The sequence below is a fragment of the Prevotella sp. HMSC077E09 genome (assembly GCF_001814685.1).
GTDB lineage: Bacteria > Bacteroidota > Bacteroidia > Bacteroidales > Bacteroidaceae > Prevotella > Prevotella oris.
In genome coordinates this window covers 1-25202 of the sequence record NZ_KV817575.1, presented here as the reverse complement: position 1 = coordinate 25202, position 25202 = coordinate 1, and the positions used below count along the sequence as shown (strand labels likewise).

The window sequence follows — 25202 nt, the reverse complement described above, 5'->3', positions numbered from 1 at the left end:
TTTTTCTCTTATATATTAGGTATATTCACTAATTATCTGTAATTTTGCGTCCCGAAAATTGCGAAAACAACAATCATAATATAAACAAAAACATCAGAGATGAACATTTCATTTGAAAACCCTGACAAGGTGAATGGTCTGCTGACTATCACCGTTGAAGAGGCTGATTATCAGGCAAGTGTCGAGAAGACATTGAAAGATTATCGCAAGAAAGCTAACTACCCAGGCTTCCGTCCGGGTATGGTTCCAATGGGACTGATTAAGAAACAGTTTGGTGCATCAGCCAAAATGGATGCTATCAACAAGCTCATTGGCGAGCAGATCTACAAGTATATGCAGGACAATAAAATCCAGATGTTGGGCGAACCTCTGCCTTCAGAGAAGCAGGAAGCACAGGATTTGGAGAAGCCGGCGCCTTATACTTTCGCCTTTGACATCGCTGTTGCTCCTGAATTCAAGATTGAATTGAATGGTCACAACAAGATAGATCACTATACAATCACCGTAGATGATGCGCTCATTGACCGTCAGGTGGATATGTTTGCATCACGTAGCGGCAGCTATGAAAAGGCAGAAAGCTACGAAGATAACGACATGTTGAAGGGTGACTTGCGCGAACTCGATGAGCAGGGCAATACAAAGGAAGGCGGAGTTACCGTTGAGGCAGCTTCCATTATGCCTAACTACATCAAGAATGAAGCACAAAAAGCACTCTTTAATGGTGCAAAATTAGGTGATATTATTACCATTAACCCAAGCGAAGCATATGAGAGTGAGGCTGAAATCGCATCACTTTTGAAGGTAGAACGCGACCGCGTGAAGGACTTCAAGGGTAACTTCAGCTATCAGATTACCGATATTCAGCGCTATAAGAAGCATCCGGTAGACCAGGAACTCTTTGATCAGATGTTTGGAAAAGACACAGTTAAGGATGAAAAAGCATTCCGCGAGAAGATTGCGGAGGGTCTGAAAGCGCAGCTTGCTGTTGATGCTGACTATAAGTTTATCCTTGATGTGCGTGCTTACTGCGAGAAGAAAGTAGGAAAACTTCAGTTCCCTGATGCTCTGTTGAAGCGCATCATGCTGAACAACAACAAGGATAAAGGCGAGGAGTTCGTTGAGAAGAACTACGAGCAGAGCGTCAAAGAACTCACTTGGCACTTGATAAAAGAGCAGCTTGTTGCAGCTAATCAGATTAAAGTTGATGATGCCGATGTACTCAATGCAGCTAAGGAAACCGCTCGTGTTCAATTCGCTCAGTATGGCATGAACAATGTTCCTGACGAGTATGTTGAAAACTATGCCAAGGAAATACTTAAGAAACGCGAGAATGTTGACGGTCTTGTTGACCGCGCTGTCGACATCAAGTTGACTGATGCTTTGAAGAAAGTTGTTAAGCTGAATGAAAAGGAAATCAGCCTTGATGACTTCAACAAGATGATGAGCGAGTAATCAATTTTTTCGAAAAAAAACTTCTTTTATAAGAGGTTATCGACTTTTTTTATTATCTTTGTCTATGTAGAGGCAAGCCAAGATGCTTTTTTCTTTGGCATTATCTTTGCAAAACCAGATAATAAATTAAGGTGGATAACCTCCTTTTTTTATCTTAACTTAAAAGGAAACTATATGAATGATTTCAGAAAATATGCTACAAAGCATTTGGGTATTAATGGTATGATGCTTGATGATGTGATTAAATCACAGGCACAATATCTTAATCCTTACATCTTGGAAGAACGCCAGTTGAATGTTACTCAAATGGATGTTTTCTCACGTTTGATGATGGATCGTATCATTTTTCTCGGTACAGAGATTGATGATTACACAGCCAATACGCTTCAAGCGCAGTTGCTTTATCTGGATTCTGTAGACAGTGGGAAGGATATTTCTATTTATATCAACAGTCCCGGTGGTAGCGTGACAGCAGGTCTCGGCATTTATGACACAATGCAGTTCATCAGCAGTGACGTGGCAACCATATGTACAGGTATGGCTGCATCTATGGCTGCCGTGCTGCTCGTTTCAGGCCAGGAGGGAAAGCGTTCGGCATTGACTCACAGCCGTGTAATGATACATCAGCCCTTAGGTGGTGTTCAAGGACAGGCTTCCGACATAGAGATTGAGGCCAAAGAAATCCAGAAATTCAAGAAAGAACTCTATACGATTATCTCCGAACACTCGCATACTCCATTTGAAAAAGTATGGCAGGACAGTGACCGTAACTATTGGATGACGGCGCAGGAAGCTAAGGATTATGGTATGATAGACGAGGTTTTGGTGCGTAAGAAGTAAGCTATGACAAAGAAAACATGTAGTTTTTGTGGCAGAAGTGAAAGCGAAGTACGACTGCTTATCACTGGACTGAATGGCTATATCTGTGAGGATTGCGCTAAACAAGCCTATGACATTGTGCGCAGTGCAGGCGTTGTCGGTGCCAAGGATGCAGCAGAAGACAAGGAAGAACCTTTCAATTTGAAGAAGGTTCCAAAGCCAAAGGAGATCAAAAAGTACCTTGATGAATATATCATTGGGCAGGATGAAGCCAAGCGTTTCCTTTCTGTTGCGGTATATAATCATTATAAGCGCCTGCAACAGCCTGCAGATGATGGTGGAGTTGAAATTGAAAAGAGCAATATCATCATGGTAGGTAGTACGGGAACCGGTAAGACTTTGCTGGCCCGCACTATTGCCAAGCTGCTTGATGTGCCTTTCACGATTGTCGATGCTACGGTATTTACCGAGGCAGGATATGTGGGAGAAGACGTTGAAAGCATTTTGAGTCGTCTGCTTCAAGTGGCCGATTACAATGTTGCTGCAGCAGAACGAGGCATCGTTTTCATTGACGAGATAGATAAGATTGCCCGTAAGAGCGACAATCCTTCTATCACTCGAGATGTCAGTGGAGAGGGAGTTCAACAAGGATTACTGAAGCTTTTGGAAGGAACTATGGTCAATGTGCCGCCTAAGGGAGGGCGTAAGCATCCGGATCAAGACTATATTCATGTCAACACCAAGAACATATTGTTCATTTGTGGCGGTGCTTTTGATGGCATAGAACGCAAGATAGCCCAGCGAATGAATACCCATGTAGTGGGTTATAACTCTGTACAGAACGTGGCAAAGATAGATAAAAACGACCTCATGAAATACGTGCAGCCGATGGATTTGAAGTCGTTTGGACTGATTCCAGAGATTATCGGCCGCCTGCCGGTACTCACTTATCTCAATCCTTTAGACCGCGAAGCGCTGCGACGCATTCTCGTTGAACCCAAGAATTCTATCATCAAGCAGTATGAAAAGCTGTTCGAAATGGACGGCATCAAGTTGAGTTTCGAGGAAGATACACTGAATTTCATCGTCGACAAGGCTGTGGAATACAAATTAGGTGCCCGCGGTTTGCGTTCAATCGTTGAGTCAATCATGATGGATGCAATGTTTGAGATACCGTCAAAGCGCACGAAAGAATTTGTCGTTACACTCGACTATGCCAAGAACCAATTGAATAAATCCTATTTGCAGAAGCTCGACGAGACTGCATAGACTATCTTTCCGGGCGATGAATTGCATCGTCCGGATACCCAATGGAAAACCAAACTATCATTAACTGATAGGGAAGAAGCGTGCTAATGGTATGACAAAGGACACAAATCTTACACAGCAACTGAAACATTATTTCGGCTTTGACAAGTTCAAAGGCGACCAAGAAGCCATTATCCGCAATCTGTTGGAGGGCCATGATACCTTTGTTCTGATGCCAACCGGAGGTGGAAAGAGCCTCTGCTATCAACTTCCTTCCTTGATCATGGAGGGCACTGCAATCGTTATTTCTCCGCTCATTGCATTGATGAAAAACCAAGTTGACGTCATCAATGGACTCAGTGAAGAGGTTGGAGTGGCACATTATCTGAATTCATCTCTCAACAAAGCAGCCATTCAACAGGTGATGGACGATGTGCGAAGTGGGCGCACAAAGTTGCTTTATGTAGCTCCCGAGTCACTCAATAAAGAAGAGAATGTGGAGTTCCTACAGTCAGTTAAGGTTTCATTCTATGCCATTGACGAGGCTCACTGCATATCAGAATGGGGACATGATTTCCGTCCCGAGTATCGTAATATACGCCCAACAATCAATAAGATTGGCACTGCTCCGATCATTGCTTTGACTGCAACAGCCACGGACAAAGTGCGTTCCGACATCAAGAAGAGCCTTGGTATAACGGATGCCAAGGAGTTCAAAAGCTCGTTCAACCGTGCTAATCTCTATTATGAAGTACGCCCGAAGACAAATGATGTAGATAAACAAATCATCAAGTTCATTCGTCAACATGAGGGGAAGAGCGGCATTATCTACTGTCTTTCGCGTAAGAAAGTAGAGGAACTGGCCGAGGTGTTGAAGGCCAATGAGATTAAAGCGGCGCCTTATCATGCCGGACTTGACAGTGCTACACGCTCGCAGACACAGGACGACTTCCTTATGGAACGCATTGATGTCATTGTGGCAACGATTGCATTTGGTATGGGAATTGACAAGCCCGACGTGCGCTTTGTCATCCATTACGATATTCCTAAGAGTCTCGAAGGCTATTACCAAGAGACCGGAAGAGCCGGACGTGATGGCGGAGAAGGCCTTTGTATTGCTTTCTATGCACAGAAAGACCTGAAGAAATTAGAGAAGTTCATGGAGGGAAAACCTGTAGCTGAGCAGGATATCGGACGTCAATTGTTGCAGGAAACGGCTGCTTATGCAGAGTCATCTGTATGCCGTCGCAAGATGTTACTGCATTATTTCGGTGAGGAATATCCGCATGATAACTGTCACAACTGTGACAACTGTCTGCATCCGAAAGAGAAGATTGAGGCGGGAAAAGCCTTGGTTATTGTGCTCAAGGCAATACTTGCAGTGAAAGAAAACTTCCGTCAAGAGTATGTCATTGACTTCGTGAAAGGACGTGGAACCGATGATATTCTTTCGCATAAACACGACCAGTTGGAGGACTTCGGCGCAGGAGAAGATGAGGATCCTAAGCTTTGGAACCCTGTCATTCGGCAGGCTTTAATAGCCGGTTATCTGAAAAAAGACGTTGAAAACTATGGACTTTTAAAGGTGACGGCAGCAGGAAAGCGCTTTATCAAGAACCCAACGGAGTTCATGATTGTACGCGATAACGAGTTCAGAGATGATGAGGAAGAAGAGGGAAATGAGGCAGTAGGCATGGCACTTGACCCCGAACTGTTCACCATGTTGAAGCAACTTCGCAGGCAGATGGCACAGAAACTCGATGTTCCGGGATATGTAATCTTCCAGGATCCGTCGTTGGAACAGATGGCAACGATGTATCCGATAACCACCGAAGAGTTGCAACAGATACAGGGAGTCGGTGCAGGAAAGGCCAAACGTTACGGCAAAGAGTTCCTCGATTTGATTAAACAGTATTGCGAAGAAAACGGTATTGAGCGCCCCGAAGAACTGCGCGTGCGCACTGTTGCCAAGAAAAGTATCATCAAAGTGAAGATTATTCAGAGCATCGACAAGCAGCTTGCACTCGATGATATCGCTGAAACGCTTGGACTTTCTTTCGATGAGTTGCTTGACGAAGTGGAGGCCATTGTCTACAGTGGAACAAAACTTAACATCAATTACTTTATTGAAGAAGTCATTGATGACGACCATGTGGACGATATTTATGACTATTTCAGTGAGAGCGAAACCGACAGTTTAGAGGCTGCAATCAATGAACTTGGCGATGAATACAGCGAAGATGAAATCCGTTTGGTAAGGATTAAGTTTCTTTCGGAAATGGCAAATTAGACGCTTTTCTTTAGTTGTCATATTCCTTTACAATTGCCTTTGCATAGCTCGCGTATTTGAAACGGATGTCTTTCTCATTGCAAATACGCGCCGTATTTTGACAGTTTGCAATGCGTTATCAATCAAACAGTTATGAAATATGAGGTGAAAAAAGAGATAAAATCACGCTGAAAAACATTGTATTTAGTATTGAAAAGCAGTGTAATCTCTGGCATTTTATCTCGTAGTTTGGTGCAGAAAGCGGTGTGTTCTGCATCAAATTACGGCGTATAATGGTTCATATTGTACGCCGTAATGTTTGAAATCGTAAAATAAAGCCTGTTTTCTTCCATTTTCATTTCTATTTGGTCTCTTCTGGAAGTGTTAAAAACAGGCAAACAATCTTTACAGAATGAGGGAATTCCTTGGCTTGGATTGGTGCAGTTTTCAACATGTATGAAGCCTGGATTAATCTCGTTCTGAGCTGTTTACGCAGGCTTGGAAAGCTGGCGAACCCTTGTTTATAGCCCGCAAGTTAAGTCTCCCCTCCTTGGGAGGGGCTGGGGGAGGTCTCTCAATTTAAGTCTCCCCTCCTTGGGAAGGGGTTGGGGGAGGTCCCTCAATTTAACTTTTCCCTCCTTGAAAGGGGTTGGGGAGGTTCCTACTTTATCATCTTTCTTCCTTCCTCTACTGCCTGCATATTCAGTGGAATGAGGTGGTGATGACGCTCAGGAAGCGTCTTGAAGAGCGCCTTTTGCAAGCCTTCTGTGCTGACAATAGGGCAGGCCTTGAGGAGTGCTCCCAGAATAATCATGTTGAAAACCTTGGCATTTTTCATCTCTGCGGCCTTGTCCATGGCATCAATGCGATAGGCAGTGATGTCGTCACGTGTGGGAGGATTGATGATACCGAAGCCGTCGTAGATGAGCATTCCGCCGGGTTTTAGCTTGGGCATGAACTTATCCAATGACGGCTGATTAAGCACAATAGCCACGTCATACTTGCTGAGAATGGGCGAAGAGATGCGTTCATCGCTGACGATGACGGTCACATTGGCCGTTCCTCCGCGCTGTTCCGGGCCGTAGGCAGGCATCCATGTAACCTCTTTTCCCTCGAGCATACCCGAGTAGGCAAGGATTTTTCCCATGGAAAGTACGCCTTGTCCGCCGAAACCTGCTATGATAATTTCTGTTTTCATACGTCTCCTTGTTGATTAAAGTGAGGTAGTATCCTTGAAAACTCCTTTTGGATACTTCTCAAACATGTGCTCCTGCATCCACTCGTTGGCTTTTTGTGGTGTCATCTTCCAACCGCTGTTACAGGTTGAAACAACCTCAACAAGACTTGAACCAAGTCCTTTCATCGAAGCCTCGAAAGCCTTTCGAATGGCCTTCTTTGCCTTGTGAATGGCTGCAACTGTCTCTACACTCTGTCGCGTAACATAACATGTGCCCTCCAAATGACTGGCTAATTCAGTGAGATTGAGTGGGTAACCATGGAGTTGCGGCTCGCGACCATACGGGCAAGTTGCTGTCTTCTGACCGAGCAAAGTGGTAGGAGCCATCTGGCCACCTGTCATGCCATAGATAGCATTGTTAATGAAAATGATTGTGATGTTCTCACCACGGTTCAGCGAATGGATGGCTTCTGCTGTTCCGATACAGGCCAAGTCGCCATCGCCCTGATAGGTGAATACGAGACGGTCGGGCCATAAACGCTTGATGCCTGTAGCCAAGGCAGGGGCCCGACCGTGTGGAGCTTCCTGCCAGTCAATGTCGATATAGCGGTAGGCAAACACTCCACAACCTACGGGACTGACGCCGATGGCTTTGTCTTCCATGCCCATTTCGGCAATGACTTCAGCCACAAGCTTATGTACAACACCGTGAGAACAGCCCGCACAATAGTGCATGGCTGTGTCGTTCATGAGTCTTGGTTTCTCGTAAACTAAGTTTTCAGGTGATATGATGTCTTTATTCATTATCAATAAGTTTAGTCTTTAGAGCGTTTACTATCTCTTCGGGATCAGGCACAATACCGCCTAATCGACCGAAATGTGCCACGGGAATGGTGCTGCCTACAGCCAGTTTGACGTCTTGAATCATTTGCCCTGCGTTGATTTCTGCCACGAGTATCCCTTTCTTTCCTGCTGCGGTCTTGCGCAATTCCTTTTCAGGGAAGGGCCAAAGTGTAATCGGGCGGAAGAGTCCGAGCTTGATATCATGCTCCCGGGCAATCTCCATGCTCTTCTCTGCAATGCGGGCTGCACTGCCGAAAGCTACGACAATATAGTCAGCATCATCGCATTTCGACTGCTCACAACGTGTTTCATTGTCTTTAATTTGCTGATATTTCTCTTGCAGATGCAAGTTTTTTTGTTCCATCACTTCAGGCATCAGTTCAAGCGAAGTGATGATGTTAGGAGTACGATCTTTTGTGCGTCCGGTAGAAGCCCAAGGGCATTCACGCAGGATTTCGGCCTCTGTGCGGCGCGGTTTCATTGGCGGAAGTACCACTTTCTCCATCATCTGGCCGATGACTCCGTCGCTTAGAATCATTGCCGGATTACGGTATTTGAAAGCCAAAGTGAAAGCAAGATCAACGAAATCTGCCATTTCCTGCACTGAATTTGGTGCGAGAACGATGACGTTGTAGTCGCCGTTTCCACCACCACGTGTGGCTTGATTATAGTCGCTTTGACTGGGTTGGATGGTTCCCAAGCCTGGACCGCCGCGCTGAACATTCACGATTACGCCTGGCAATTCAGCACCGGCCATGTAAGAAATACCCTCTTGCATCAATGCAATTCCAGGGCTTGAACTGCTCGTGAGTACGCGCTTCCCTGCACCAGCTCCGCCATATAGCATATTGATTGAAGCCACTTCGCTCTCTGCCTGCAAGACAACCATACCGGTCGTTTCCCATGGTTTGAGCTGTGCTAAGGTTTCAATGATTTCGCTTTGTGGAGTAATCGGGTAGCCGAAATAGCCGTCGGTGCCACATCTGATGGCTGCATGAGCGATGGCTTCGTTGCCCTTCATGAGTTTAACTTCTTTCTCTTCCATAGATTTGCTCTTGTTTAATCAAGTTTCTTTCGATAGACAGTGATGCATCCGTCGGGACAAACGATAGCACAAGATGCACAACCTATGCAGTCATCCGGACGGACAGCTTCGGCAAACGGATATCCGCTTACGTTGACTTTTCTATCAGCCAAGGCGATAACGGCTTTCGGACAGGCCACAACACAAAGCGAACAGCCCTTACACCGGTCCTCGTTTACCACGATGGCACCAACTACTTTTCCCATAATGTGATTGATATGTATTTGTTGTCTATGGCAATCCTAAGGATTATACATATCCTTACAGTAGAAGGCATAAATGTCTTCAAGCATCTTCTTGGCTTCAACGGCAGGACTTTCAGGATTGAGTGCGATAGATTCCATATAGGCTTCCATGGCACGTTTGAAGTCACCCTGTCGGCGAAACTCATTGCCAAGTGTGTAAAATTCTTCGGATGTCATGTCATAAAATGTCTTTGCTTAAACAAAATTACGATGCACAAAGACTTTCAACAAACATTCGGAATAATTTTAAGCTATATTAAAATAGTTTTGCTTAAAAGTGCGCACACGCCCTAAAGAATGTGCAGAAAACTAAACATAATTATCCCAATCGTCAACAAGCTGCGTCATGGTGTCGTATAATACATTGGCACCTTCATCAAGAAGTGAGACATCTGGCAGTGGTCCACTATTGATAGCAACGGTGAAGATGCCTGCACTGACACCGGCACGAACACCGAGTGGTGCGTTCTCAACTACGATTCCTTCGTTTGGTTGCAGGTTTCCAGCCTTTCTGAGTCCCGTGAGATAAGGATCGGGATAGGGCTTTCCACGTTTTACGTCGTAGGCAGTTGTGATATGATCTTCATCAAGGTATTGTCCGAAGTCATGAAGCAGACGCTCAATAAGCGGTCGCTGACCACTGCCTGTAACCACATTCACCGTCATGCCTGAACGCTGAATTTTCTCCATAATACTGAAAACGCCGTCGAAGATTGGGGCTTCCGGCATGGCATGGAATAGGCGGGTTTTCTCGTCATACATGCGTTGTGCTTCCTCAAGACTGATGTCTTTGCCCTGTTGTTGCTTGACAAACAGACGGATGGTATCAATACCTCGTGCGCCTTCTGTGGCGTAAGCATCAGCTGTTGTCATGTGAATACCAAACTTCTTCATGCTTTCTTGCCAGGCAATAGCATGGAGAGGCATACTGTCATAGAGTACACCGTCCATATCAAAAAGCACAGCTTTGGGACAGAAATGCCCAAAGCCGTGTTCTTTCAAGTATTGTTTTATCTCATTTTTCATTTATAAACGTTCGCGGATAGCCTTGCTTTCAGCTTCATAGCCAGGCTTATTGAGCAGTGCAAACATGTTCTTCTTATAGGCTTCTACACCCGGTTGATTGAATGGGTTCACCTGAAGTAGGTTGCCACTGATGCCACATGCAATCTCAAAGAAATAGATAAGCTGACCGATGTAGTAGGCATTTAAGCGTGGAATACTAATGCGAATGTTAGGTACTCCGCCGTCAACATGAGCCAAACGGGTGCCGAGTTCAGCCATCTTATTCACGTCGTCAACGCGCTTTCCCTCAAGGAAGTTGAGCCCATCAAGGTTTTCTTCATCGTGTGGGAAGAGCAGTTTATGCTCTGGTTCCTCTACACTGATCACGGTTTCGAAGATAGAACGCTCGCCTTGTTGTATCCACTGTCCCATTGAATGCAGGTCAGTTGTGAAGTCACATGCTGCCGGGAAGATGCCTTTATTGTCTTTTCCTTCACTCTCACCATAAAGCTGTTTCCACCATTCTGCAAAGAAATGAAGCTTCGGTTGGAAGTTAACGACAATCTCAATCTTCTTCCCTGCCTCGCTGTAAAGACCGTTGCGAACAGCTGCATACTGTGCGGCGGGGTTCTTTTCAAACGGTACATTCTTGTCGCATGCACGTTCCATTTCCTGTGCACCACTAACGAGTTCTTTCACATCGAAGCCTGCACAAGCGATTGGAAGCAGGCCAACAGGAGTGAGAACAGAGAAGCGTCCGCCGATATTATCAGGGATAATGAAACTCTTGTAGCCTTCTTTGTCGGCGCAAGTGCGGGCTGCTCCTTTTTTAGCATCAGTCACTGCAACGATTACATCCTTAGCTTCTGCCTTGCCACGTTGTGCTTCACACTGTTTCTTCAGCAGGCGGAAGGTGAGTGCGGTCTCTGTAGTTGTGCCGGATTTGCTGATGTTAATGACACCGAATTTCTTGTTCTTAAGATATTCTGTGAGTTCAAAGAGATAGTCTTCACCGATATTATTGCCTGCAAAGAGAATGGTTGGGTTCTTCTTGTCGGCTACTAACCAAGCGAAACTGTTGCTGAGTGCCTCAATAACAGCACGTGCACCAAGATAGGAACCACCAATACCCGCAACGACAATAACTTCGCACTTGTCACGCAAAGTGTTGGCCGTTGCCTGGATTTCATCAAGGAATTCAGACGTGATACTTGACGGCAAGTGGAGCCAACCAAGGAAATCGTTACCCGGACAAGTACCGTTTTCAAGAGCTTCTTGAGCGGCCTTGACCTGACTTTCGTAAGCTTCAACAGCTCCGGATTTTAGGAACTGTGCAGCTTTTGTAATGTCTAAACTGATATTTTTCATTGTTTTTTGTTATTATCCTGACCTTATAGATTGTACAAGATCATTGACTATCTAAAATTATCTGTTAATGTTTGGATGACTTTCTGTGGCGTATTATGCTCGTATAAGATGCTGTAGACGGCATCAAGTATAGGCATATTCACACCAACATGACCATTGATTTCCTTCATACACTTTGTTCCGAAGTAGCCTTCTGCAATCATTTCCATTTCAATCTGTGCACTTTTCACCGAATATCCTTTGCCAATCATCATGCCGAATGTACGGTTACGGCTGAAATTACTGTAGCCGGTAACAAGCAAGTCGCCTAAATAGACACTGTCACTGATATTGCGTTGTGCGGGATAAACCGCTGTAAGAAAGCGGTTCATCTCCTGAATGGCGTTGGAAAGGAATACAGCTTGGAAGTTATCTCCATACTTAAGGCCGTGGCAAATGCCTGCTGCAATGGCATAAACATTCTTTAATACGCCTGCATATTCAATGCCAACGATGTCCATTGAAGTCTCTGTCTTGATGAATTCGGTAGAGATGACATTGGCAAAAGCCTGAGCTTTTTCCATATCGGCACAGCCAATGGTCAGATAGGAGAGGCGTTCAAGTGCCACTTCCTCGGCATGTGAAGGGCCACTTACACACGCAATGTTCTCGTATGGAACATTCCAAACCTGGTGAAAGTATTCTGATACCACAAGGTTTTCATCGGGAACAATGCCTTTTATAGCACTGACAATGAACTTATTGTACAATGGAACCGTGAGCTTCTGTAGGTGGTTCTTCAGGTAAGGCGACGGGGTTACGAGCACAAGTGTGTCATATTCGCACACGATATGGTTGAGGTCGCTCGAAAACTCAATTTCGTTGATGTCGAAATGTGCCGCTTGCAGATAGGCCGGATTATGCCCCAATCGCTTGAACTCGGCTATTCTGTCGTCACGACGCATATACCAACCGATGTGATGTTCATGCTTCACAACTAATTTGGCAAGTGCCGTGGCCCACGAACCACCGCCTATAATGGCTATCTTTCCGCAGTTATGCATTTGCTTGGTCTATCCAATTCTGAATTTGTTCAACAGAGGGTTTCTCGTAACCCAACTTGTATTTCTTGTTGATTTCACCGAGTTTCTGTTGCAATCCCTGTGCTTTCTCGTCCTTGATGTCGCTGATGAGGTTGAAACCAGCCTTGCGAAGCACGTAGACCCAATCCTCTTCAACGCCTAATTCTGCCCATTCCTTGATGCTGCTTTGTGGCATCTTGGCTTCCGGTTTCATCTGTGGGAAGAGCAAAACTTCCTGAATGAACTCCTTGCCTGTCATCAACATGCAGAGTCGGTCAATACCAATTCCAATACCGGATGTTGGAGCCATGCCGTATTGTAGGGCGCGCAAGAAGTCTTGGTCGATAATCATTGCCTCGTCATCTCCCTTGTCAGCCAACTTCATCTGTTCCTTGAAGCGTTCTTCCTGATCGATAGGATCGTTCAACTCGGAATAGGCATTGGCAAGCTCTTTGCCGTTCACCATAAGCTCAAAACGTTCGGTCAAGCCTGGTTTTGAACGGTGCATCTTGGTCAACGGACTCATTTCTACAGGGTAATCTGTAATGAATGTCGGCTGAATAAAGGTGCCTTCGCAGAACTCTCCAAAGATTTCATCAATGAGTTTACCTTTACCAAAGGTCTCATCTATACCCTCCATCTTCAGGTCTACGGTAGCAATCGTGCGGATTTCATCCTCATTCTTCCCTGCAAGATCAAAGCCGGTCTTTTCCTTAATGGCCTCAAGTATAGGCAAACGACGGTAAGGTGCTTTGAAAGAAACCGTGTTTTCACCATTCTTCACCTCTGTACTGCCGTTGTTGACAGCCTTACAAATGGTTTCAAGAAGCTGCTCGGTGAAATTCATCATCCAGTTATAATCCTTGTATTGCACGTAGAGTTCCATGCAGGTAAACTCCGGATTGTGGAACTTGTCCATACCTTCGTTGCGGAAGTTCTTGCCGATTTCATATACACCTTCAAAGCCGCCGACGATTAATCTCTTCAGATATAGCTCGGTGGCAATACGCATATACATGTCAATGTTAAGCGCATTGAAGTGCGTGATGAATGGGCGTGCACTCGCACCCCCTGCAATACTCTGCAGCGTTGGCGTCTCCACTTCGGTATATCCGTGTTCATCGAAGAAGTTACGCATGGTGCGTAAGATGGTAGCACGCTTGAGAAAAGTTTCCTTTACGCCGTCGTTGACAATCAAATCCACGTAGCGTTGACGGGCACGAAGCTCTGGATCATCAAACTTATCGTAGGCAACACCATCCTTATATTTAACGATTGGCAGCGGTTTCAGGCTCTTGCTGAGGAGTGTAATCTCCTTGGCATGCACACTGATCTCGCCTGTCTGGGTTCTGAAAACGAAGCCTTTTACGCCGATAATATCGCCGATATCGAGCAGTTTCTTAAACACTTTATTGTATAAGTCCTTATTCTCATCAGGACAAATATCGTCACGTGAGATGTAAACTTGTATGCGGCCTTTGCTATCCTGAAGTTCAGCGAAGCTGGCTTTACCCATGATTCGGCGGCTCATCATACGGCCGGCAATCACTACCTCGCGTTGTTTTTCGTCATCATTAAACTCATCCTTGATATCGGTTGAGTATGCGTTTGTAGGATATTCTGCTGCAGGATAGGGATTAATCCCCATGTCACGCAGTTCCTGGAGACACTGTCTGCGAATGATCTCCTGTTCACTAAGCTCTAAAACGTTCATCTTTATGTTCGAATATATACATTACTTTGATTATGCAAAGTTAATAAATTATTCTGAATACCCACCTCTTTTATTGTTTTTTATGGTTCAATCTGTATGATGTTTCAACCGTTTCTTCATAGTCTTCCGAATGAGATAAAGATTGGATTTTCAACAGATAAAAGAATGAAACAGTATTAATTCTTCTTTCATGTCACAAACTTTAGTCTCTCATTCCCTGCTCCCCATTTCCCTTTCTTCATTACATTAATTCCTCATTCCACACTTCTCATTCCACTTTTTTTATTATCTTTGCACCCGAATTCAAATGAACCGAGTGCTTGATAAACCTCGTAAAAAACAAGAAATGACAAAAGAAAAGAACCAAGTCAGTGTGCTGTTCATGCTTTTCAGCATACTCTTCTGCGTTTGTCTGATTACGGCAAACGTACTCGAAACAAAGCAGATATCTGTTGGAAAGATTAGTCTTACCGGTGGATTAATCGTGTTCCCAGTGTCTTACATCATCAATGATTGCGTGTGTGAAGTGTGGGGTTATCAGAAAGCCCGACTGCTCATATGGGTCGGTTTCGCCATGAACTTCTTCTTTGTTGCCCTTGGTGCGCTTTGTGATGCTATTCCGGGAGCACCTTATTGGAATAATGAAGCGGGCTTTCATGCCATTTTCGGTCTTGCTCCACGCATTGCAGCAGCTTCGTTTGTGGCCTTCCTTGTGGGCAGTTTTATCAATGCTTACGTGATGAGCAAGATGAAACTACTCGACAATGGACGCCATTTCTCGGCGCGTGCCATATTGAGTACGGTCTTCGGAGAGTCTGCCGACTCACTCATCTTCTTCCCTTTGGCCCTTGGAGGTGTAGTTCCTGCGCTGGAATTGCCTAAGCTGATGTTGTGGCAGGTGGTGCTCAAGACGGGTTATGAAATTATCGTTTTGCCTTTGACGATATGCATTGTAGGTTATTTGAAGCGTCATGAAGGCGAGGATGTCTATGATAACGGCATCAGTTATAACGTGTTGAAAATATTTAATCTGTAAGTAATGGAAAGAAAAGATGAAGGCCTTCAGGCCTTGGGAGCCAAGACAAAATACCGTATGGACTATGCTCCCGAAGTGTTGGAAACGTTCAACAACAAGCATCCGGAGAATGACTACTGGGTCAGGTTCAATTGTCCTGAGTTCACTTCTCTGTGTCCTATCACCGGACAACCCGACTTTGCAGAGATCCGTATCAGTTATATTCCGGGCGAGAAAATGGTTGAAAGCAAGAGTCTTAAACTCTATCTGTTCAGCTTCCGCAATCATGGTGACTTCCATGAAGACTGTGTCAACATCATCATGAAAGACTTGATCAAGCTCATGCAACCGAAATATATCGAGGTGATTGGCCTCTTCACGCCACGTGGAGGCATCAGCATTTACCCTTATGCCAACTATGGTAAGCCGGGCACAAAGTATGAAAAGCTGGCCGAAGAAAAGCTGATGCAGGGACTCCCGCAATCACTTTAAGAACTTTATAAGCTGAGATTTTAGCAGAATTCAGTGCTTATGTGCACCCGATATGAATGAGGAAAGCAGCATGATGCAAGAGTATCATGTTGCTTTTTTGTTGCTTTTTTTACGAGAAAAAAGGGGTCTTGTAACAGGGGTAAATAGAAAAGGGAAAGCGAAAATAATCTCTTTGAAAGGCAAATTCCTTGAGATGATTTCGCTTTTTGTAGGCGTTGGTTTTCCCATTTGCGTCAAGTTACCTTGCCATATGACGCAGATGGCATGCTGTTATGACGTAGAACACGCGCTCATTTGACGCTGATTGCAAGCTGTTTTGACGTGAAATAGGTGTGGAAAATAGCGTTTTTTATTTCATAATTTGTTTGAAATTGTGTAATGACTTGACTGTCAACAGCTTGCCAACTCAAAGAATACAGCGCTTATTTCGACCGAAAGTGTTTTCATTTTCAAATACGTTAGCCTTATAAAGGCTTTTGTTTGATTTTTTCAAGAGATAGGAGTGGGGAGTGGAAGAAAATCAATATGCCATTCTGATTGCTCGGAAAAAATGTGTAACTTTGCAGCTTGTAATCAGTTGTTTATGGCATTTTCTGTTCTCATATCAGTATATCAGCGTGAAAAACCGCAATATCTTGAGCAGGCACTTGAAAGCTTGTTGGAGCAGACTTTGCTGCCCACAGAAGTGGTTATCGTTGAAGACGGACCGCTGACCGATGAGCTTTATGCGGTCATTGAGGCTTTTAAGACTCGATTTGCAGCAACGGTAAGCGTTGTCCTGCCACGTAACGTTGGACTCGGACTTGCCCTGAATCATGGATTAAAAGAATGTCATTATCCCATTGTGGCACGCATGGATAGTGATGACATTTGCAAGCCCCGGCGCTTTGAAAAGCAACTCGAAATCCTGAGAACGCATAAGGAAATAGATGTTGTGGGAAGTTGGATTGATGAGTTTCTGGGTACGAAAGAAAATATTATTTCTACGAGAAAAGTCCCTGAAACACATCAGGAAATCCTGCATTTTGCCCGATACCGCAACCCCATGAATCATCCCACCGTGATGTTTCGCAAGGCTGTTATTGAGGCTGTTGACAGTTATCATGACTTCCCACTCTTTGAAGATTACGACCTTTGGGTGCGGGCTTTGCAGCATGGAGTCAGCTTCTATAACATTCAAGAGAGCCTGCTGTGGTTCAGACTTTCCTATGAAGCATTCCGTCGGCGCGGTGGAGTTCACTATATAAAAGCCGAAAGCAGATTTCAAAAACGACTCTATCAATGTGGTTTTATCAGTCTGTCCGCTTTTCTTCAAAACGTTATTATCAGGCTTACTGTCAGGCTTTTACCCAACAGACTGCGTAAATTCATTTATATTTTAAGGATAAGAAAATAACAAAGTTGTTCTTTTTGCGTTCTTATAATATAAGAAGAAACAGACCAAAACTACTCATGACAATATTAGACAACGGTTATATACTTGATGGGATGAATGCATTTGAACGCGAAACCAAGCGTTTGATTGATTTGTTCGTAGCCTTAGTTTGTATCGTCATTTTCTCTCCCCTGTTTTTGTTTTGCTATGTAGCCATCAAGCGGGAAGACGGTGGACCTGCTATTTTCAAACAGGAACGCATAGGCCGTTTCGGTCGACCTTTCACGATTTACAAGTTCAGAAGCATGACTGTCAATGCGGAACATAATGGCCCGGCCCTTTCCAATCATTCTCATGACAAGCGACTTACCAAGATAGGAAAGTTCTTACGGCAGCGTCATTTGGATGAACTTCCACAGCTATGGAATGTGGTTAAGGGCGACATGGCATTCGTAGGACCACGCCCCGAGCGTCAATTCTATATTGACAAGATTATGAAAGAAGATCCGCGTTATCGCTGTTTATATCAAATCAGGCCTGGAGTTACAAGCTATGCGACCCTATATAACGGCTATACTGATACCATGGAAAAGATGCTTATGCGTCTTCAAATGGATTTATACTATTTGGAACACCGCAGTTGGTGGCTTGATTTGCGCATCCTTTCCCTTACTTTTCTGCGCATTTCTTTTGGGAAAAAGTTCTGAAAAAAGGCCTTTTGCTGTTTGAACTCCTGTCTTCAGACTTCATATTGTGCCTTAGGAAAGGGCGTTACGCAAGATACAAAGGAAAATAGAAAGCCCTCGGATTAAATCTTTCTCAACATCAATCTCAACGTCTTCGAACGCAAGATCAACTTATTGTTTGACAGGCTTTCGATTTCAAATCCTTCCTTCAAGCCATTCACTCCATAGGGCCTTACAATATTGACATCCGTGATTTTAATGTCGTCAGCGTCGCGGTCTGACAGATAAGGTGAGTCGAGAAAGAGGCTGTCTCCACGATGTTCAAAACTGAAATAGAGGTCAGAATATCCTCCTTTTGTATCTCTCATTTCGAGCAAACGACCTTGAAAAGCCCAGGTTCTTCCACTTGTTTTCAAGTCTGATGTATGTTGGGTTGCAAGCGTGTCTACGGCTATCATCTGCCAGAACCCATCAAGTTTGCCGTTATTGGAGAACTCGATTTCACAGCTTGTAAGCAGCAGAAGGGCTGCAAATAGGAATGTTATCTTTTTCATTTTCTTGTGCGTTTGAAGTTTAGAACACCTGATTTAGTGATTGTGAACTGCAGACCGGTGTTGTTGCCATACAGCTTTCCACGGTCTAATCCAAAGGCTCCTTTCACGCTCCAATCAGCAAATCGCGAACTTTTGGGGCATGTATAGCCGGCCTCAAGAAGCAGACTGAAGTTCTTTCGTGGGTCGGAATAGAATTCATAATAAGTGCCAAACCCTTTTTGATAGGTAGCCAAAAGACGATAATTCAGGCCTTCGGAAAGTCTACCTTCAGCCCCTAAGTGCCATGCAATGAAGCGATTGTTCTTCACTTCTATCGTTCCATCGGTGTTATAAAGCGGCGACATGTAGAGCGGATTGCCCATCACCATGCCCCAATGTTGCCAACCTGTGAAGAGATAATGATTGTAGTAGCTGTCCCGCCCGCATATATGTTCGTTGATATTTGCCGTGTGGTCGTGGTAAACAGGGCCTCCCTGATACTTCGTGTAGAGGTATTCGACAACCATTTTCCTTAGCCATGGTGTCTGTTTCAGTCGCAGTTCAGCCCCCAGCATCCAGTCTTTGAAGTCATAAGCGAAGTATTTCGATTTCACGTGCCGATGCTTGTCGGCGCCCTTTCCCCAGCCGTTTTTATTGATATGTATCATCTCAGAGTTGTCTTCAAAGTATTGATCGGCATAGAAACTCAAGCCCCATTTCGCGTTGTCATAGTTCAGACGGGCTACCCAACTGCCTACTTGGTTGCCCTCGGCATTGATGAAATTGCCGTCGGTTACATCTGTTCCGCCTGGGAAAAAGGCATTCCAGAACGAGCGAAGACTGTTGCTGCTCTTGGTTTCCTTCATTCGATTGCCGTCTCGGAGATATGATTTCCCACCGAATTGGCATGCCATTTCAAGACCTAATTCAACAGAAAAGGGGAAGTTTCGCTCGGGATTTCCAATCATCAGATAGCCTGCTTTGCTGTGATAGAATGTTCCTTCCGTATAGCGGTTTTGCTTTTCCGTGAAGCTGCGTTGCCATGCATCATCCGTCGGTTTGCCGTAGGCGATATGCCCTTTCAGTCGCAACCAACTCTTCGTGAAAGGCAAAATCCAGTATTCGGGCAGTGCAATGCGTACTTGGGGAATAGGCCTTGCGTTGATACCGAATGTCTGTGAACCCGATGAAAGCATGTTATCTTTCAGCTCTATCGGCTGTTCTTTGGCCCCGATAGTCAGCACACCATGCAGCCACCGGGCTTCAACAAAGGCCTGTTGAACAACAAATTGGCTCGTGAAACCATTGGGAAGAGCCAAATCTATGCCGTATCCGAAGCCCCAGCGACGTGCAGAATCGCGTTGCAAGGGGCGCATCAAGGATGCTCGGAGATAACCGTTTGTATGCTTGAGTGAACTTAATCCATAGCGATTGGCAGCTAACCAAAGTGGCGTTTTGCCTTTAGACAGGCTCTCTTGCCATGTCAGTTGGTAGCTAAGCTCTTGGGTAAGGTCGCGTTTCCCGACACTGTCTGTCTGATGATTGAGTGCAAGTAGCGGTGTCGAAGCCAACAGGAAAAGTCCCATTGTGACTGCTGTTCTTATGTTTTTTGTCATATATGGAAATCGTTTGAAATTCAAAATACAGCCCAAGCCCTTAATAGTTAGCATGCAGAAAGGCCGTCGAGCATAGCCCGAAGCACGTTTACGGCGGCCTCAACTGTTGGAATCTGGCTGACGGTCAACAGTCTTCGTGTGCCCACTTGCTTGAAGTCGCACTGCCGTGGATGGTTACCTACGTAGTTGATGACGGCAGAAAAGGTCTTGCTTTGATAATAAGCACTGTCGGGATTAGCCACAAACTGCATGTTCATCTTGCCCTGCCGGAGCATGATTTTCTCACAACCAAGGCGCTTGCCCAACCTGCGAAGCGGCACCACTTGCATCAGTTCGAGTGCTTCATGAGGCACTTCGCCGAAGCGATCCACCAACCGTTGACGGTAGGTCTCAAGGTCGTTGTCATTGTTGATGTTGTCCAATTCGCGATAAAGCAACATACGTTCGCTGCTTCCCGGCACGTAGTTGTCGGGGAAATACATTTCGAGATCGCTCTCAATGGCACAGTCTTCAACGAATTCATCGCCACTGATGTCCTTGCCTTGTGCTATCTGTTCGGCATAGAGCTCATGGAACTCATCGTTCTTAAGCTCTGTAACGGCTTGGCTAAGTATCTTCTGATAGGTCTCATATCCTAAGTCTTCCATGAATCCACTCTGCTCTGCGCCGAGCAAATTCCCTGCACCTCGTATGTCAAGATCCTGCATGGCAAGGTCGAAACCGCTACCTAATTCAGAGAAATTCTCAAGAGCTTCGAGTCTACGTCGGGCCTCGGGAGTAAGCGAAGTCTTAGGAGGTGCGAGCAAATAGCAAAAGGCTTTGCGGTTACTTCGCCCCACACGGCCTCGCATTTGGTGCAGATCGCTGAGCCCAAATCGGTGGGCATCGTTGATAATCATGGTGTTGGCATTGCTGATATCAATACCGTTTTCAACGATAGTCGTAGAGAGAAGCACGTCATAGTCATAGTTCATGAAGCCCATGAGTACTTTTTCAAGTTTGTCAGGTGGCATTTGTCCGTGGCCAATGGCTACCCGACAATCGGGCACATACTTATGGATGAGGTTGGCAATCTCCTGTAATCCGTTGATGCGGTCATGCACAAAATAGACCTGCCCGTTGCGACTCATCTCGAAATTAATGGCATCTGCAATCACTTCATGACTGAAAGTAGCCAGTTCTGTGTGTATAGGATAGCGGTTAGGTGGCGGAGTTCGGATGATACTCATATCGCGGGCACCCATTAAAGAGAACTGCAATGTGCGCGGAATAGGGGTTGCAGACATCGTCAGTGTATCGACATTGGTCTTCATCTTGCGCAGTTTCTCTTTCGTAGAGACGCCGAATTTCTGTTCTTCATCAATGATGAGAAGTCCCAAGTCGTGCCATTTCACCGACTTACCGAGTAGCTTATGTGTGCCGATTAATATATCAATCTTGCCGTCTTCAAGGTCAGTCAACACCTGTTTTGTCTGCTTCGCCGACCTTGCCCGTGAGAGATAATCCACCCGAACAGGCATACCTTTCAGGCGATTCTTAAAAGTTTGATAGTGCTGATAAGCCAAGACAGTGGTCGGAACGAGTACAGCGACCTGCTTACTATCGCATGCAGCCTTGAAAGCTGCACGCACTGCAACCTCTGTTTTGCCGAAACCCACGTCGCCACAAACAAGCCGATCCATCGGTCTTTGACTCTCCATGTCGGCTTTAACATCTTGAGTTGCCTTGCTTTGGTCGGGAGTATCCTCGTAAAGAAAACTTGCTTCAAGTTCATGTTGCAGGTAACTGTCACCGCTGAAGGCATAACCTTTCTCATGACGGCGCTGTGCATAGAGCTTAATGAGGTCGCGGGCAATGTCCTTAATGCGTTTCTTGGTTTTCTCTTTCAGCCTATCCCACGCTCCTGTTCCAAGCGTACTGAGGCGTGGAGGCTCGCCTGTATCCGCCCGACGGTACTTACTTATCTTGTAAAGTGAATGGATGCTGACATCTACTTTGTCGTTATGTTGGTAGATGATGCGTATCATTTCCTGATAGCTGTTGTCTGCAGGAACGCGCACAAGTCCGCCAAATTTGCCGATACCGAAGTCCACATGAACAATGAAGTCGCCTGGTTCCATCTCCTGAAGTTCCTTCATTGTGAGCGCCATCTTGCCTGCTCGGGCGCCGTCGCTTTTGAGATTGTACTTATGGTAGCGGTCAAATATCTGATGATCGGTAAAGAAACAAAGCTTCAGAGCATCGTCGGTAAAGCCTTCATGCAGTGTTCTGTTGACCGGTTCGAATGCGATTGACCGCGCTTTCTGCGAGTCCATGTCGGCGAAGATGTCTTTCAAACGCTGGGTTTGCTTGTCACTGTCGGCCAGAATATAAAGCTTGTAGCCCTTTAGGATATAGTCTTCGAAAGTGTCAACCAATAGGTCGAAGTTCTTATGGAACAGGGGTTGAGGTGTAATCTTGAATTTCAAGATATCATATTTCTTGGCTTTCTGCGTAGCTATTACCCCCGTTTTGCCGGCATTCATGCCAAATTCTATCCTGCGAAATGTTGTGGCATCTTCTGTAAACTGATAGGGCGTAATGAGCGATTTCTCCTTGTTGAGTTCGCTCATTATCTGCTTCTGTTCCATTTCCGTGGCCCCTTCAAGTCGCTCTGTGACGGCTTGTCTGGAGAAACCTACAGCATATACGTGCTCAATAACATCGTGGATGTAGGCAAAGTCTTTTGCAACAAGCACGGTATCTGACGGCAGAAACTTCAGAAAAGAAATCTTTTCGGTGGCTGACGTGGCCAATTCGGGCACGATTTCTATATCGCTCTGCTTGTCTTTCGATAACTGATCTTGCACTTCAAAGGTGCGGATCGTGTCGATTTCACGGCCGAAAAAGTCAATACGGTAGGGGTATTCACAACTAAACGAATAGACATCGAGGATGCTTCCACGCACGGCAAACTGCCCCGGTTCATATACATAATCAACCTCTTGGAAGCCATAATCGCGCAGCGTATGGGCCACATCGGTGATATCTATCTGCTGTTGTCCGGTCTTTAAGGACAGCCGACGTTCATCCAGATGCTTCTTGGAAACCACCAATTCGGCCAAAGCTTCGGGATAAGAAACGATGAACAATGCTTCATGGGCTTTGACATCGCGGGCCGAAACCTTTGCCAAGACCTCGGTTCTCAGTATTTCATTGGCGCTGTCTCGCTGCCCATACTTGACCGAACGCTTATAGCTTGACGGGAAGAACAACACGTTCTCCGTGCCCATTACCTGTGTGAGGTCGTGATAGAAATAGCCGGCTTCATCGGCATCTTGAAGCACAAAGAGAAACGTTTGTACGGTTTTCTCGGCCACAGATGCAAACAACAGCGGCGTTGCTGAGGCCTGCTGACCTTGTAAAAAGATGTTACCGCCTTGCTTGTCCTGTAGTAATTTGAGCAACGCTCCCGTTTGGGGAGCCATTGCATAGAGCTGTCTGATGTCTTTAATATCCAAACCTAAGCCTTGATTTTAGGGTATTTACGAAACCAACCGTCAAGCCGAAGGCGCATCACTCCAAAGAAAGCCTCGCCAAAAATGCCGCCACTCATCTTGCTTGTCCCCTCTCGACGATTGACGAAAACCACAGGAACCTCCTTGATTTTGAAGCCAATCTTATGGGCAGTGTACTTCATTTCAATCTGGAAACCATAGCCTTTGAAGCGCACTTCGTCTAAAGGAAGCGTTTCAAGAACGCGGCGTTTGTAGCACACAAAGCCTGCCGTGGTGTCGTGAACCTTAAAGCCTGTGACAATACGTACATATTTGGAAGCGAAGTAACTCATCAGTACACGGCCGATAGGCCAGTTCACAACGTTCACTCCACTGACATATCTTGAGCCAATGGCAACGTCGAAACCCTCGTCATGTGTAGCCGCATAGAGTCGCGGAAGGTCGTTAGGGTCGTGACTGAAATCGGCATCCATCTCGGTGATATAATCGTAGCCGTGAGCCAAAGCCCATTTGAAACCGGTGATATATGCCGTGCCAAGTCCTAATTTTCCCTTGCGCTCAATGATAAAAAGACGGTTATCGAACTCGCTTTCTATCAGTCGATGCACGATAGATGCGGTGCCGTCAGGACTTCCATCATCAATAACGAGGATGTGAAAACACTTTTCCAGGCCGAAAACGGCACGTATAATCTTCTCGATATTCTCCTTCTCATTGTAAGTAGGAATTATCACAATAGAATCACTTTCATGCATAGCGATGTTCGTTTTTATATCTTGCAAACTTACATAAAATAATTGAATTTTATGCTTTCGAATTGGAAAAAGAATGCAAAAGGATAGTTGCTGTGGCTTAAAAAGCCACAGAACGGGGCTAATGTTGAATTGTTTTAATTCATAATGCACAATTCATAATGCATAATTATAATGTGAATACCTACCTACTTCCCCGCAAATAGGCTCTCCCCTCCTTGGGAGGGGCAGTGGGAGGTTACGCAAGTTAGCTCTCCTCTCCTTGGGAGGGGCTGGGGGAGGCTCTGCAAGTTAGCACTCCCCTCCTTGGGAGGGGCAGGGGAGGTTACGCAAGTTAGCTCCCCCCTCCTTGGGAGGGGTCGGGGGAGGTTACGCAAGTTAGCTCTCCCCTCCTTGGGAGGGGTAGGGGGAGGTTACGCAAGTAAGCACTCCCCTCCTTAGGAGGGGCCGGGGGAGGTTACGCAAGTTAGCACTCCCCTCCTTGGGAGAGGCCGGGGGAGGTTACGCAAGTAAGCACTCCCCTCCCTTGGGGAGGGGTTGGGGGTGGGTATCTATTAAATTCTTTTACAAATGCTTTCACAGGAAGGGGCGTGCTGAAAAACGAAAGCGTTGCGGTCGAAAATACGTGAGTTTTCAGCCTTATTGATAAGTTGTTGGTTGTCAAAGTGTTACGCGAAATGAATGGAGAAAAGGCATTTTTCCAGTCAGATTATTTTGCAATTAGCGTCAAAACAGCCTGTAACTTGCGTCATATTACCGTTTATTCTGATGCAGAATGCACGGTGACTTGATGCAAATGGGAAGCTGATATGAGGCAAAACGCATGTAAAGAAGCTAAGAATGAGAAGATAACGAGACAGAAAACAGAATAAAACATGAATTTTTATCAGCTTCGATTTCTATTTGGTGTGCTCAGAATATGCAGTTTAAATTAGTAAATGCGACAGTCTC

The 25202-nt window shown here is 45.4% G+C and carries 21 protein-coding genes; 8 read left to right on the top strand and 13 right to left on the bottom strand.

The features are described 5' to 3' along the window. Positions 1–99: 99 nt before the first annotated feature. The 4 genes from tig to recQ all read left to right on the top strand — a co-directional run bounded on the left by tig (position 100) and on the right by recQ (position 5809). Positions 100–1452, top strand: a complete 1353-nt coding sequence (gene tig, locus HMPREF2983_RS09005; RefSeq protein ID WP_070667808.1) for a trigger factor — start codon at positions 100–102, stop codon at positions 1450–1452. Positions 1453–1626: 174 nt separating this feature from the next. Then, positions 1627–2292 (top strand): ATP-dependent Clp endopeptidase proteolytic subunit ClpP, encoded by a 666-nt coding sequence (gene clpP, locus HMPREF2983_RS09000; RefSeq protein WP_070667807.1) that lies wholly within the window; start codon positions 1627–1629, stop codon positions 2290–2292. Between the two features lie 3 nt (positions 2293–2295). Beyond that, positions 2296–3540 carry an ATP-dependent Clp protease ATP-binding subunit ClpX gene (clpX, locus tag HMPREF2983_RS08995; RefSeq protein ID WP_070667806.1) on the top strand — a complete coding sequence of 415 codons (1245 nt, stop codon included), beginning with the start codon at positions 2296–2298 and terminating at the stop codon, positions 3538–3540. Positions 3541–3631: 91 nt separating this feature from the next. Continuing rightward, entirely contained in the window at positions 3632–5809 is a 2178-nt protein-coding gene (recQ, locus tag HMPREF2983_RS08990; protein ID WP_070667805.1) for a DNA helicase RecQ, read from the top strand. 640 nt (positions 5810–6449) lie between these two features. Here recQ and HMPREF2983_RS08985 read toward each other — a convergent pair. The 9 genes from HMPREF2983_RS08985 to lysS all read right to left on the bottom strand — a co-directional run bounded on the left by HMPREF2983_RS08985 (position 6450) and on the right by lysS (position 14285). Continuing rightward, positions 6450–6986 carry a 2-oxoacid:acceptor oxidoreductase family protein gene (locus HMPREF2983_RS08985; protein WP_070667804.1) on the bottom strand — a complete coding sequence of 179 codons (537 nt, stop codon included), beginning with the start codon at positions 6984–6986 and terminating at the stop codon, positions 6450–6452. Positions 6987–7001: 15 nt separating this feature from the next. Beyond that, positions 7002–7769, bottom strand: coding sequence for a thiamine pyrophosphate-dependent enzyme (locus tag HMPREF2983_RS08980; protein WP_004374227.1), 768 nt, complete (start codon positions 7767–7769; stop codon positions 7002–7004). Continuing rightward, on the bottom strand, positions 7762–8853 hold the full coding sequence (locus tag HMPREF2983_RS08975) for a 3-methyl-2-oxobutanoate dehydrogenase subunit VorB (protein WP_004374228.1): 1092 nt from the start codon (positions 8851–8853) through the stop codon (positions 7762–7764). Before HMPREF2983_RS08975 ends, HMPREF2983_RS08980 begins: the two co-directional genes overlap by 8 nt. 14 nt (positions 8854–8867) lie before the next feature. Next, positions 8868–9098 (bottom strand): 4Fe-4S binding protein, encoded by a 231-nt coding sequence (locus tag HMPREF2983_RS08970; protein WP_004374229.1) that lies wholly within the window; start codon positions 9096–9098, stop codon positions 8868–8870. A 36-nt stretch (positions 9099–9134) separates the two neighbouring features. Continuing rightward, the gene (locus HMPREF2983_RS08965; protein WP_004374231.1) at positions 9135–9314 is read right to left on the bottom strand and encodes a tetratricopeptide repeat protein; all 180 of its coding nucleotides are present in this window, start codon (positions 9312–9314) and stop codon (positions 9135–9137) included. A 132-nt stretch (positions 9315–9446) separates the two neighbouring features. Continuing rightward, entirely contained in the window at positions 9447–10163 is a 717-nt protein-coding gene (locus HMPREF2983_RS08960) for an inorganic diphosphatase (RefSeq protein ID WP_070667803.1), read from the bottom strand. After that, positions 10164–11510 carry a glucose-6-phosphate isomerase gene (locus HMPREF2983_RS08955; protein WP_070667802.1) on the bottom strand — a complete coding sequence of 449 codons (1347 nt, stop codon included), beginning with the start codon at positions 11508–11510 and terminating at the stop codon, positions 10164–10166. A 47-nt stretch (positions 11511–11557) separates the two neighbouring features. After that, on the bottom strand, positions 11558–12553 hold the full coding sequence (locus HMPREF2983_RS08950; RefSeq protein ID WP_070667801.1) for an NAD(P)H-dependent glycerol-3-phosphate dehydrogenase: 996 nt from the start codon (positions 12551–12553) through the stop codon (positions 11558–11560). After that, entirely contained in the window at positions 12546–14285 is a 1740-nt protein-coding gene (gene lysS / locus HMPREF2983_RS08945) for a lysine--tRNA ligase (RefSeq protein ID WP_070667800.1), read from the bottom strand. The genes HMPREF2983_RS08950 and lysS overlap by 8 nt, the downstream gene beginning before the upstream one ends. Before the next feature lie 346 nt (positions 14286–14631). Here lysS and HMPREF2983_RS08940 point away from each other — a divergent pair, with 346 nt between their 5' ends. From HMPREF2983_RS08940 to HMPREF2983_RS08920, 4 genes are all read left to right on the top strand, one after another. Beyond that, positions 14632–15321 carry a queuosine precursor transporter gene (locus HMPREF2983_RS08940; RefSeq protein WP_210400376.1) on the top strand — a complete coding sequence of 230 codons (690 nt, stop codon included), beginning with the start codon at positions 14632–14634 and terminating at the stop codon, positions 15319–15321. Positions 15322–15324: 3 nt separating this feature from the next. Further along, entirely contained in the window at positions 15325–15792 is a 468-nt protein-coding gene (gene queF, locus HMPREF2983_RS08935; RefSeq protein WP_018919487.1) for a preQ(1) synthase, read from the top strand. A 583-nt stretch (positions 15793–16375) separates the two neighbouring features. Beyond that, positions 16376–17188: a glycosyltransferase gene (locus tag HMPREF2983_RS08925; protein ID WP_070667797.1), complete on the top strand. Its 813-nt coding sequence runs from the start codon at positions 16376–16378 to the stop codon at positions 17186–17188. A gap of 56 nt (positions 17189–17244) precedes the next feature. Continuing rightward, entirely contained in the window at positions 17245–17874 is a 630-nt protein-coding gene (locus HMPREF2983_RS08920) for a sugar transferase (RefSeq protein WP_070667796.1), read from the top strand. A 101-nt stretch (positions 17875–17975) separates the two neighbouring features. On the opposite strand, the gene HMPREF2983_RS08915 is transcribed toward HMPREF2983_RS08920, so the two are convergent. The 4 genes from HMPREF2983_RS08915 to HMPREF2983_RS08900 are packed head-to-tail and all read right to left on the bottom strand — an operon-like array spanning position 17976 to position 24254. Then, a complete protein-coding gene (locus tag HMPREF2983_RS08915; protein ID WP_070667795.1) occupies positions 17976–18407 on the bottom strand; it encodes a lipocalin-like domain-containing protein in 432 nt (143 codons plus the stop codon). Beyond that, complete coding sequence (locus HMPREF2983_RS08910) at positions 18404–20002, bottom strand: capsule assembly Wzi family protein (RefSeq protein WP_070667831.1); 1599 nt, start codon at positions 20000–20002, stop codon at positions 18404–18406. The genes HMPREF2983_RS08915 and HMPREF2983_RS08910 overlap by 4 nt, the downstream gene beginning before the upstream one ends. A gap of 47 nt (positions 20003–20049) precedes the next feature. Beyond that, positions 20050–23469, bottom strand: a complete 3420-nt coding sequence (gene mfd, locus HMPREF2983_RS08905; protein WP_083316783.1) for a transcription-repair coupling factor — start codon at positions 23467–23469, stop codon at positions 20050–20052. A 35-nt stretch (positions 23470–23504) separates the two neighbouring features. Beyond that, complete coding sequence (locus HMPREF2983_RS08900) at positions 23505–24254, bottom strand: polyprenol monophosphomannose synthase (RefSeq protein WP_070667793.1); 750 nt, start codon at positions 24252–24254, stop codon at positions 23505–23507. Positions 24255–25202: the final 948 nt, after the last annotated feature.